At 55.0% G+C, this 11,035-nt stretch carries 9 protein-coding genes; 2 read left to right on the top strand and 7 right to left on the bottom strand.

Annotated features, from left to right (window positions below):
- The first annotated feature begins 209 nt into the window (after positions 1-209).
- Positions 210-374, top strand: a complete 165-nt coding sequence (locus GXX34_11785) for a hypothetical protein (GenBank protein HHW08187.1) — start codon at positions 210-212, stop codon at positions 372-374.
- 133 nt (positions 375-507) lie between these two features.
- On the opposite strand, the gene GXX34_11780 is transcribed toward GXX34_11785, so the two are convergent.
- The 7 genes from GXX34_11780 to GXX34_11750 form a co-directional block, all read right to left on the bottom strand.
- Positions 508-1,215 carry a FadR family transcriptional regulator gene (locus GXX34_11780; GenBank protein ID HHW08186.1) on the bottom strand — a complete coding sequence of 236 codons (708 nt, stop codon included), beginning with the start codon at positions 1,213-1,215 and terminating at the stop codon, positions 508-510.
- 101 nt (positions 1,216-1,316) lie between these two features.
- Positions 1,317-3,461, bottom strand: a complete 2,145-nt coding sequence (locus tag GXX34_11775; protein ID HHW08185.1) for an LUD domain-containing protein — start codon at positions 3,459-3,461, stop codon at positions 1,317-1,319.
- The gene (locus tag GXX34_11770; GenBank protein HHW08184.1) at positions 3,454-4,020 is read right to left on the bottom strand and encodes an LUD domain-containing protein; all 567 of its coding nucleotides are present in this window, start codon (positions 4,018-4,020) and stop codon (positions 3,454-3,456) included. The genes GXX34_11775 and GXX34_11770 overlap by 8 nt, the downstream gene beginning before the upstream one ends.
- A 14-nt stretch (positions 4,021-4,034) precedes the next feature.
- Positions 4,035-5,258 (bottom strand): (Fe-S)-binding protein, encoded by a 1,224-nt coding sequence (locus GXX34_11765; GenBank protein HHW08183.1) that lies wholly within the window; start codon positions 5,256-5,258, stop codon positions 4,035-4,037.
- 64 nt (positions 5,259-5,322) lie between these two features.
- Entirely contained in the window at positions 5,323-6,702 is a 1,380-nt protein-coding gene (locus GXX34_11760; protein HHW08182.1) for an FAD-binding protein, read from the bottom strand.
- A gap of 87 nt (positions 6,703-6,789) precedes the next feature.
- Positions 6,790-8,448 (bottom strand): L-lactate permease, encoded by a 1,659-nt coding sequence (locus tag GXX34_11755; GenBank protein ID HHW08181.1) that lies wholly within the window; start codon positions 8,446-8,448, stop codon positions 6,790-6,792.
- A 179-nt stretch (positions 8,449-8,627) separates the two neighbouring features.
- Positions 8,628-9,647, bottom strand: a complete 1,020-nt coding sequence (locus tag GXX34_11750; protein HHW08180.1) for an alpha-hydroxy-acid oxidizing protein — start codon at positions 9,645-9,647, stop codon at positions 8,628-8,630.
- A gap of 415 nt (positions 9,648-10,062) precedes the next feature.
- On the opposite strand from GXX34_11750, the gene GXX34_11745 reads away from it, so the two are divergent.
- Positions 10,063-11,035: ATP-dependent DNA helicase RecQ (locus GXX34_11745; protein HHW08179.1), on the top strand; the 973-nt coding region annotated here is incomplete at its 3' end.

Raw genomic sequence — 11,035 nt, 5'->3', positions numbered from 1 at the left:
GGTATTGAGCCATTCAAATTCCTCCTCTTAGAATTTTGGTTTTTCCACTTCTATTCTAACTGAGGAATTTGTTAATGGCTCAACTCTTTTGGAAAACCAATTTTACACCATTATACGGACTTAACTCAATCATATCCAGTCAATTTGATGCCGACCGGATTGATTATTTGCTAAGGGTTGCTTATTTAAACAGTAAAGAGCCAAGATTATTGGAAGTGGTGAGTTCCATCATCTTTTTTGAAAAAGAAGGCTACAAAGGTGAAGAAATTGACGAGAAACTGTCTGCCTATAAAGGGCATTTGGCGGAGTTTTTCGATGAGGCATATCGTACCTACCGGGAATTGCAGGACATGCTGGGTTGTACTCCGGCGTGAACGGGACGGCTTGGAGAAAGGCCGTCCCTTTTGTCTGGTTGGATCTTGAAGTCTTAAGGATAGTGAGGATTGAAAAAGGCGGCTTTGGTGCTAAAGCCGCCTTTTTCAGGAAGTTGGTTCCGGTGTTGGGGTGTTAATTGTGGTCAATCACGCCCTTGAGGGCCGTGGCGAGGTGCTTGTGCATGGCTTCCCTCGCCGCCACCGGATCCCCGTTTTCAATCGCCTGGCAGACAGTCATATGCTCCAGGTAAAGCTGTTTGGGGAAGGTGGGATCCATTTGCATCAGTTCCTTCAGCACTTCCTGCAGCGCATGCTGGATGGTATCCCGCAGGGTCGACATCAGCTTGAAAATGATCGCGTTTCCGGTGGCCTTATAGATGGCAAAATGGAAGGCCATGTCAGAGTGATAGCCCAGGTGCCCTTGTTCCACCTGTATTTTCTGCTCGTCCAGCTGCTGCTTCATCAAGGCCAGATCGCTGTTTGTGCGGCGGAGGGCCGCCAGGTACGCACACTCTCCTTCCAGGATCTTGCGCAGCTCCATGAGCTCCCTCGTGGTATGATCCTGGGAGCTCAACATGAGAGAGATGGCTTCCACCAGGTAATCGGCGCTCAATTGCTTGACATAGGTTCCTTCTCCCGGTTTGATCTCCACAATCCGCATGGCTTCCAGAGCACGGAAAGCTTCCCGCACGGCGGAACGGCCCACTTGCAGTTGTTCCGCCAGTTCCCGCTCCGACATCAGCTTATCCCCCGGGCGCAACTTGCCTTCCAGAATCAAGTTCTTGATTTGCGCAATAATTTCTTCATAGATTTTCTTTGTACGAATCGGCTGAAATACCAATGAAAACACCCGCTGTCTGTCTGGATTATGTGTATATTACTTATTTAGATCATATAAATAATATACACTATAAAACAACTTCCTGGAAGATTGTTCTGTAATTAATCCCGTAATTTTTCCGCAAGCAGTTCGATAGTGTGTTTAACCCTGGTGGTGCTGTGCTTTTGATCCAGTCCGCCGCCGATTTGCATGATGCAGCCCGGGCAGTCCATGGCCGCAATACTCGCTCCCGTCTGCTGGATGTCCTTCAGTTTGGCTTCCAAGATGGGCCGGGACAGTTCCGGGAACTTGATGCTGTAAGAACCGCCGAATCCGCAGCAGCGATCGGGCCAGGTCATTTCCACCAGTTCGTAGCCGGCTTCCTTGATCAGGTTTCTTGGTTCTTGGAATACCCCTAAACTCCGGCGCAAGTGACAGGAATCGTGGTAAGTGACTGTTTCACCGCCGGCTTTGAAATCCAGCAGCCGGCCGTTACGGGAGTGGGTGGCGATAAACTGGGATAAATCGTGCACCTTGGCGGCGAAAGCTTCCGCTCGCTCGGCCCAAGCCGGGTCGTCTTTCAAAAGCTCCACGTATTCATGCTTCAAGGCGTGGGTGCAGGTGGGACAGGCCGTGACGATGTAGTCAACGCCGGCTTTTTCAAAGGCTTCGATGTTCTGCCTGGCCATCCTGGCAAAAGCATCCACCGCGCCTAAGTGCCCCGCCGGTACCCCGCAGCAGGCTTGTTCCAGCGGGTAAACCAGCTGCATATCCAACTTGGCCAGGACTTTGGCGACGGATTGGCCGATTTCGGGATAGACAAAGTCTACCAGGCAGCCGCCGAAGAAGCCCACTTTGGCCTTGACTTGCTTGGGTTGAGGCAGCTTGTCCAGCTGTTCCCTAAAGGGTTGGTTGGCAAGAGCGGGTAAACTTCTGCCCTCGGTAAATCCAGCCAAGAAGAGCGGTAAATGCCTGATCTTCTGGTCCGAGACGAAGGGCTTTTGGGCTTTGCTGGCCACTTTCAGCAGGCTGTGGAACAGCTTGCGGTTAGGCAGCACGGTGTTGAACAAGAATTTTTGCGCCGCCGGCATGCCGTGCTTGGCCACATAGCGGTTTCTCAGCTCCAGGATCAGCTTCGGGATATCGATCTTGCCGGGGCATACTTCTTTACAGCGGCCGCAGCTCAAGCACAGGTTTTGGATTTCCCCGGCGTCATCGAATTCGTTGAAGAAAGCCGTCAAGATGGTGCCGATGCCGCCGGTGTAAATAGCGCCGAAAACATGGCCGCCCACCCTTTCAAAAACGGGGCAGACGTTGAGGCAGGAAGCGCAGCGGATGCACTGCAGGGCTTCCACGAAGACCGGGTCGTCCCGCATTTTGGAACGGCCGTTGTCCATCAACACGATGTGCAGCTCTTTGTCAACCACGGTGCCGTCCGGCAGGGCGGTAGGAGTGGGGCCGGTGATCATGCTCACATAGCTGGTCAGCTGCTGGGCCGTGGCGCTGCGCGGCAGGCACTCCAAGATGGCCCGGGCGTCATCCAGTTTCTCCACCAGTTTTTCCAAACCCGCCAGGACCAGGTGGACCCGCGGCATGGAGGTGGTCAACCGGGCATTACCCTCGTTGGTGACAATGAAGACGGTGCCGGTTTCCGCCACCAGGGCGTTGGCACCGGACAAGCCGATGTCGGCGGTGAGGAATTTTTCCCGCAGTTCTTTTCTGGCGACTTTGACCAGCCTTGGGATCTCGGCGGATAGTTGTTCCTTCACTTCTTTGGAGAAAATGTCCGCCACCTGGTACCTGGTGAGGTGAATGGCCGGCATCACCATGTGGGACGGCCGGTCGCCGGACAGCTGCAGGATCCACTCGCCCAGGTCCGTTTCCGCCGCCGCGATCCCGTGTTCCTCTAAATGCTTGTTCAGGTGGATTTCTTCCGAAGCCATGGATTTGGATTTGACCATTAATTTGGCCTGGTGCTTTAGGGCTACATCGATAATATACTTCCGGGCTTCTTCCGCTGTTTTGGCGATGAAGACCTGGGCTCCCCTGGCTTCCGCGTTCTTTTTGAACTGGTCCGCCAGGTCCCACATCTTTTGGGCACAGGCCCGCTTGCGCCGGGCGATGTCCTCTCTTAATGCTTCGAAGTCCCTGCCTTCATAAGCTTTGGCCCGGGAGTCGATGTAAGCGTCGGCAAAACGTCCCAGGGCTCCCCGCAGGTTTTCGTTTTCCAAAGCTTTTTGGATTTCCGCCCTTAAGTCTTTACTCATTGGTGTCACCTCCCGGTTGGTCAATGAAGATGATTCTTAGCTCGTAGGGGCCGTGGACACCAATCGTCAGTACCCGCTCGATATCCGCCGTCCGGCTGGGACCGGTAATGAAAGCGCCGTAGCCAGGCAGGCGGTCCTTTTGCTGTTCCAGTTGCACGAAAGCTTCTTTTAGATCCGGTACCAGGGAAGTGATTCGCACCAGAGCAATATGCACGTTGGGCAGCATGGACACGAGGCGCTTGTTAATATCGGTGGCGTCCTGCTGCAGGGTCCCGATATCGGCCACCGCCATGTCCAGTTCCGATAAGCCGATGTGGGCTTCTTCCGCATGGGCGCGTAAATTCTCCGTGTACACCGGCACCGGCATGGACGTCCCTGCCAGGCACTCGTTCACCAGCGGGGAAGGTGCGGCAGCGATTTGGTTGGCGCCCGTTTCCTGCGCTATCTGGGCAATCAAGGCCCCGGCCTCCGCCGGGGTTTTTACCCGGTAGACCTGGGCTGCCGCAGCTTCTGCTTTGGCTTTAAAGAGCCGGTAGAGTTGTTCAAAATCCGGTGACATGATATCCCTCTTTTCTATTTAGCATTTTGGTAGGACTGGGCCAGCAGTTCTACCGTATGCATCACTTTTTGAGTCATTTTTTCCTGCGCAATCCCGTCATTCAACTGCATGCGGCAGGAACCGCACCCGGTGATGACATAATCGGCGTCGGTAAAGGCGATATCGTCCAGTTTATGCTTCAGGATGTCGTAGGATAAATCGTAATGGGTCAAGCTGAAAGAACCGGCGCCACCGCAGCAGCGGTCGGGGTCTCGCATGGGGTGATATTTCACCCCCGGGATGCTGTTGATGATGTTAAGCTGCTGGTCTTTGGCCTTCATGCTGCGGCCGATGTGGCACGGCACGTGGTAGGTAACGGTAGCGTCCACGGGGCCGAGTTTGGCGGGATCCAGGCCGACGACGTCCACTAGATACTGGGCGAAGTCATAAGTTTTTTCCGACAGGGCCTTGGCCTTGGCATAGTATTCGGGATCATTTTGCAATAATTCCGGGTAATGGACTCTGAATGATTCGCCGCAAGTGCCGCAAACGGTAATGATGGCATCCACGTCGTACTTGCTGAAGATATCCACGCTGGACTTGGCCATTTGGGTGGCCGTTTCCACGTCGCCGTGCATTAAGACGGGTAAACCGCAGCAGTGCTGGGCTTTCGGCACGATGACATTGATGTTGTTGCGCTTCATAACTTCAATAAGGGCGCTGCCTACACCGGGATAGGCAAAGTTGGTGGTGCACCCGGAGAAGAAGGCGATGGTCTTGGTGGCGCCGGGAAAGGTGTTGTTTTCCGGCACCCTCCCTAGGAAAGAAGGGACAGCCAGTTTCGGGATGACCCTTCTGAGCACGATACCGCTGATAGGAACCCGGGTGCTTTGGCCGTCTTCCCTTTGCTTGAAGAACAGCCCCTGGGTCCGGGCACCCACGGCCAGACCTGTTTTAAACAAGCCGGGGTTGGACAAAACTTTGAAAATCATTTTCTTCACCGTCGGTAAACCTCGCTCCTGCACTAGTTTGGCGCGGGCGGCCAGCACGATTTTGTCCGGCTCCACGCCGCAGGGGCAGATGGCGGCGCAGGCTTTACACTGCAAGCACATTTCAAAGATCTTGGCCAGTTTGTGGCTGTACGGCAGCTTGTTTTCCAGGACCGCTTCCGTCAGTTTCACTTTGCCCCGGGCCACCGTTCCTTCGGCTTTAGTTTCCTTGTATAAAGGGCAAACAGCTTGGCAGTTGCCGCATTTCATGCATTTAATCGTTTCCTGTTCGATGACCGGAAAGTCCCTTAGATAACTCACCTATATTCCCCCCTTAAGAAAGAAGTTTGCCGGGGTTAAACAGCCCTTCCGGATCTAAGGCGTTCTTAATGGCGCGCATGGCTTCCAGGCTGGCTTCACTGAATTCTAACGGCATGTACTTCGCTTTGGCCATGCCAATCCCGTGCTCCCCGGAAAGGGTGCCGCCCAGTTCCACCGCCTTGGCGAAGATTTCATCGATGGCCTTGTGCACCCGTTCCATTTCTTCCTGATCCCTGGCATCGGTGAGAATGGTGGGATGCAAGTTGCCGTCCCCGGCATGGCCGAAGGTACCAATGTGCAAGTTGTACTTTTTCGCTATATCTTCCACGAAAAGCAGCATTTCCGTGATCTTGCTCCGCGGCACGGTGGCGTCTTCCAATACCGTGGTGGGTTTGAACTGGGCCAAGGCCGGTAATGCCGCCCGGCGGGCGGTCCAGATGCTTTCCCGCTCCCGGTCGTCCTTGGCCCGCTGGATCTTACCGTTGTTCTGCTGCACCACTTTTTCCACCGCTTCCGCTTCCCGGGCTACTACCTCGGGTATCCCGTCTACTTCGATGAGGAGGATGGCTTTCGCATCGGTGGGCAGGCCTACTTTGGCGTAGTTTTCCACCGTGCGGATGGTGACCTGGTCCATGATTTCCAGGGTGGCCGGGATCACTTTGCTGGCGATGATTTCTCTAATGGTGTTCCCGGCATCTTCCAGGCTGTTGAAAACGGCCAGCATGGAGGCCTTGGTTTCCGGGGCGGGGATCAGTTTCACGATGATTTCCGTGATGATGCCCAGGGTGCCCTCGGAACCGACAAAGAGCTTCACCATATCATAGCCGGTGACGTTTTTCACCGTTTTGCCGCCGAAGCGGGCTGTTTTGCCGTTGGGCAGGACCACTTCCAGGCCCATCACATAGTCCTTGGTCACCCCGTACTTAAGGCCCCGCAGTCCTCCGGAGCATTCCGCCACGCTCCCGCCCATGGTGGCGGTGGTGACTGTACCCGGGTCGGGGGGATAAATTAAGCCGTAGGGTGCGACGGCGTTGTTCAGGTCCTGAATGATGACGCCCGGCTGTACCACGGCGACAAGGTTTTCCGCATCAATTTCCAAGATCTTGTTCATTTTCAAGAGGGAAAGGACAATGCCGCCTTTTAAGGGTACCGTGTCACCGCACAGGTTGGTGCCGGAACCCCGCGGGTAAATAGGGGTCTTGTACTTGCGGGCGATGTTGACCACTTTGACTACTTCTTCCGTGCTGCCGGGGGTTACCACCGCATCGGGCAGCGGGTTGGGCACGTCGGGAGTAGCATCAAAGGAATAACAGACCAGGTCTTCCTGTTCAGTGATGACGTTTTCCGGACCCAAGGCCTGTTTCAGTTCTTGAATCACTTGTTCTTTGGACATCGCGGATGCCTCCTTCACTGGATTTCATCTTGTTAAAATCCTGGCCTCAAGGGATCTTGAGGCCAGGAGTACATGCTTATGCAGGTTTTAGTTGATGGGGAAGGGATTGAAGCCCAGGGAGATCAGGATAGCCACGAACACAGCCACTACAATGGCGTAAATGAAACACGGTATGAAGTTTCTCCTGATGATAATCCCCTCGGCCCCGATACATCCCACGGTGGCGCAGGCGGCCACCACGTTGTTCACGCAGATCATGTTACCCACGGCACCGCCGACGCACTGCAGACCTACGATCAATACCTGGGGCAGTTCCAGGATGCTGGCGGTTTCAAACTGGAAGGAAGCGAACAGGATATTGGACACCGTGTTGGAACCGGAAATGAAGGCGCCCAGTACACCGATGAAGGGTGAGAAGAACACGAAGGCGTTTCCGGCAATGGCGGCGGCAGACTTCGCCATCACGGTCATCATACTTTCCAGGCCGGCGTGGTTGACATTGGAGTTGAGCATCAACTGCACCATGGCTACACCGAAGAACAGGGCGATGGCGGCACCGGTGATTTGTTTAAAGGTGTTGCCCCAAGCGGTTTTTACTTGCTCGCCGCTCATCTTGTGCAGCACGTGGGTAATCAGAGCTACCAGAATAAACGGTACCGTGCCGGGCAGGTAAGCGTATTGTAAGGAATAGTTCAGTCCTTCAATGCCCAGCACGTTGGGGATGGTCAGGGTCAAACCGGACAGGAACCCTTTCAGTCCCAGGGACGGGATGCGGGTAATGACCAGGATGAGCGCAATCAGCACGTAGGGAGTCCAGGCCAGGACCAGGGACATTTTGGCTTCCCCGGTATCACCGGTGGATGAGGTGGAACGCCAGTTAGCTTCCCACTCGGATTCCGCCGGGAAATCCCATGCCTTTTTCGGTACCAGGAAGCCGTTCTTAGCTGCCAGCAGCACTATCGCAAGGCCGATAATGGCACCTACCAGGGACGGGAATTCGTTGCCCAAAAACCAGGCGGTAAGAAGATAGGGAACGACGAAACACAGGCCGGCGAAGATGGCAAAGGGCGCCGCTTCCAGTGCCGGTCTGAAGGATCGTTCTTTGCCGAAGAACCTGGTTAAGAAAAGCAAACCCAGCAGCGGTACAAAAATACCGAAAGAGGAGTGGGTAAGAGCGGTGGCCTGGGAAAATGCCAGCCGGAAACCTTCCTCATTGACTCCCAATGTGGACAAGTTGCCGGAGAGAGTACTCATGGCGCCGAAAACGGGGGTACCGACGGCTCCGAAGGAAACGGGTACGCTGTTATAAATCAAAGCTACCATGGCTGCGGCCAGGGGCGGGAAACCGAGACCCACCAAGAGGGGACCTGCCACGGCGGCGGGAGTTCCGAAACCGGCAGCGCCTTCGATGAATGCCCCGAACATAAAACCGATGATGATTGCTTGTACACGGCGGTCTTTGGAAATCCCCATGAAGCCGTTGTTAATGGTGGCCATACCACCGGAAGTTTTGAGGGTATTAAGAATGAGAATAGCACCGAAGATAATGATCAACACGTCAATGGCTTTGAAAAAGCCAAATACGGAATAAGCCATTACATGGTGGAAATCCATTTTCCAAGCAGCGAGGGCCACAATGACGCATAAGAGCCAAGAGAGGGGCAGCGCCCTTTTGGCCGGCCAGTTAAAGGCTGCCATTAAAATGATACAGACGAGGATCGGCAGGAATGCAAGCAAGGCATACATCTGAGAAATACCTCCTTAAAAAGATGTAGTGAGTTTTAAATGCACTACGCCGGCGTCCACAGGTACCTCTATATACAACCCCCCTTTCCTTGCATGGTTGGCAAGGCATGATGGCTAGGACTAAATCCTCGATTGTTGCGGCTTTTGGTCATATTCAAAAAATTTAAATTTATTAATAATTAACCTGTGTACAGAATGCGGGTATCGATGTCGGCCAGAGAACGACAGCCCGTGAGAATCATGGCCTGCTTCAGTTCCTGGGTGAACTTTTCGATGATGAACTTCACACCTGCCGTACCGCCGCCAAAGGCTCCGATGACGAGGGGCCTGCCTACCAGCACGGCGTCCGCCCCTAAAGCCAGCAGTTTCAGGGCATCTACACCGGAGCGCACCCCGCCGTCAGCCAGGATGGTAATTCGGCCGCCCACTTCCCTAGCGATGTCCGGCAGCACGTCGGCGGCTCCCGGGGTGTGGTCCAAGGAGCGGCCTCCATGGTTGGAAACCACAATGGCTTTGGCTCCGGCCATGGCAGCGGTGACTGCTTCATCCACCGTCATGATGCCTTTTACGATAAAGGGCAGGGTGGTGGCTGAGATAATCTCCCTCAGCTCTTCCATGGTTTTAGGCCCCACCGGCTGGCCTTTCAAGGCCATGGTGATGAGCCCGGCCCCGTCCACGTCCACCCCGACCGCCAGGGCCCCGGCGGCTTCCGCTTCTTTCACCATCCGGATCAGGACTTCCTGGGCCCGGGGTTTAATGATAGGAATACCCCAGCCCTGTTCCGCTTTGATGGCCTCCAAACCGGCTTCGAAAATATAGCGGTCCGGAGCGTCGCCGGTAAAACCGATGCTGCCGGCTTGCCGGCTGCCGGTGATCAGCATGCCGAGAAATTCTCTTTCGGGGATGACGCCGCCCATGTTATAGATGGTGCCGGTCATAGGAGCGGCCAGGATGGGTGTGTGCAGTTTTTCTCCAAATAAGCAACAACCGGTGTCAGGATCCTTGGCATCATGTAAGGTGCGCATGTGGAGGCGGTACTTTTTCAGGGCTTCCAGGTTGGCTTGAAAGGCAGCTCCCGTACCGGTGCCGCCCATGCCGGGTACTTCGCCGGCACAAGCCCGCCCGTCGCATACCGGGCACACGCGGCAGTAACCCTTCAGTCTCACCTTTGCCTGTTCCCGGATTGATCTTAAATCCACCTGATAATCTCCTTTCCTGACCAGCTACTAGGCGGGTGGTCTTACCACCAGACCACTAATGTATTTCAATAATTCCATGCTGTATTAAGAAATCCTGCTGCCATTTGGAGATAAATTAAAAATAATTGCAAAAAATTTGTCTTTATGTTTATTTGCCGCCAAGCGGGTCGCAATTTCAGGAAAAAGGCTCCCAGGTGTTGCCGTTTTTTGACAGGACAGGCTTTCGTAAGAGCAAGTTCGATGATACAATATAATACTGTGATCGCGCCTCCGGGCCGTTGACCCTACCTGGGCCCGGATGCCGGGTGCGGGTCCGTTTGGGCTTCTTGGGACGGCTTCCTTGATGCTCGTCCGGGTAGATGGGGCCCCCTCTCTAAGACGCCGGCTAACTGGCATGTCAGGTAGGTGAGCAAAAGTGATGCAGCTGAAACAAGCGTTAGAGAAATACTTTGGCTTCAAAGAGTTTCTGCCGGGCCAAGGGGAGATTATCCGGGCGGTCTTGGAGCAACAGCATGTCCTGGGGGTCTTGCCCACCGGCGGGGGGAAATCCCTTTGCTTCCAGCTGCCGGGGCTGGTGCTGCCCGGCTTGACCCTGGTCATTTCGCCCCTGGTGGCTCTAATGAAAGATCAGGTAGACGGCCTGCATGCCCGGTCCCTGTATCAAGCTACATATTTAAACAGCCAGCTGCCGTGGCGGGAATACCGGGAACGGCTTTGGCGCCTTAAGCAGGGAGCCTACAAACTGGTCTACCTGGCTCCGGAACGCCTCCGGAGTCGTTATTTTTTGGAGGCCGTCCGGCACCGGCAGGTGTCCCTGCTGGTGGTGGATGAAGCCCATTGCGTGTCCCAGTGGGGCCATGATTTTCGCCCCGATTACCTGTGGATCCCGAAGTTCTACCGCTGGCTGCAGGGGAACCCCAAGCTTCTGGCCCTGACGGCCACCGCTACCCCGGCGGTGCAGCAAGACATCCTGGCCAAGCTGGAAATGGAAAACGCTTACCGGGTCGTCGGCTCCAGCAACCGGCCCAACTTGTTTTTCAGTGTCCAGCGGGTGTCCCAAGAGGGAGATAAGCTGGTGGCCCTGAAACAGATGCTGGCGGGCCAATCCGGCTGCGGCATTATTTACGGCGGTACCAGGCGGGATTGTGAGTTCCTGGCCAAGTGGCTGCAGCGGGAACTAAAGCTGCCGGCCATCTACTATCATGCCGGGATGAAGCCGGAGGAGAGGACTGCAGCTCAGGAGCGTTTCGTCAGCGGGGCGGTGCCCTTGATTGTGGCCACCAATGCCTTCGGCATGGGTATTAATAAGGAAGATATCCGGTTTGTCATCCACTATACGATCCCCGGGTCCTTGGAAGCCTATTATCAAGAAGTAGGGCGGGCGGGCC

It is taken from the genome of Clostridia bacterium (genome assembly GCA_012840125.1).
Taxonomy (GTDB): domain Bacteria; phylum Bacillota; class DULZ01; order DULZ01; family DULZ01; genus DULZ01.
The sequence above is the reverse complement of the archived record's forward strand: the minus strand, read 5'-3'. Positions and strand labels throughout refer to the sequence as shown.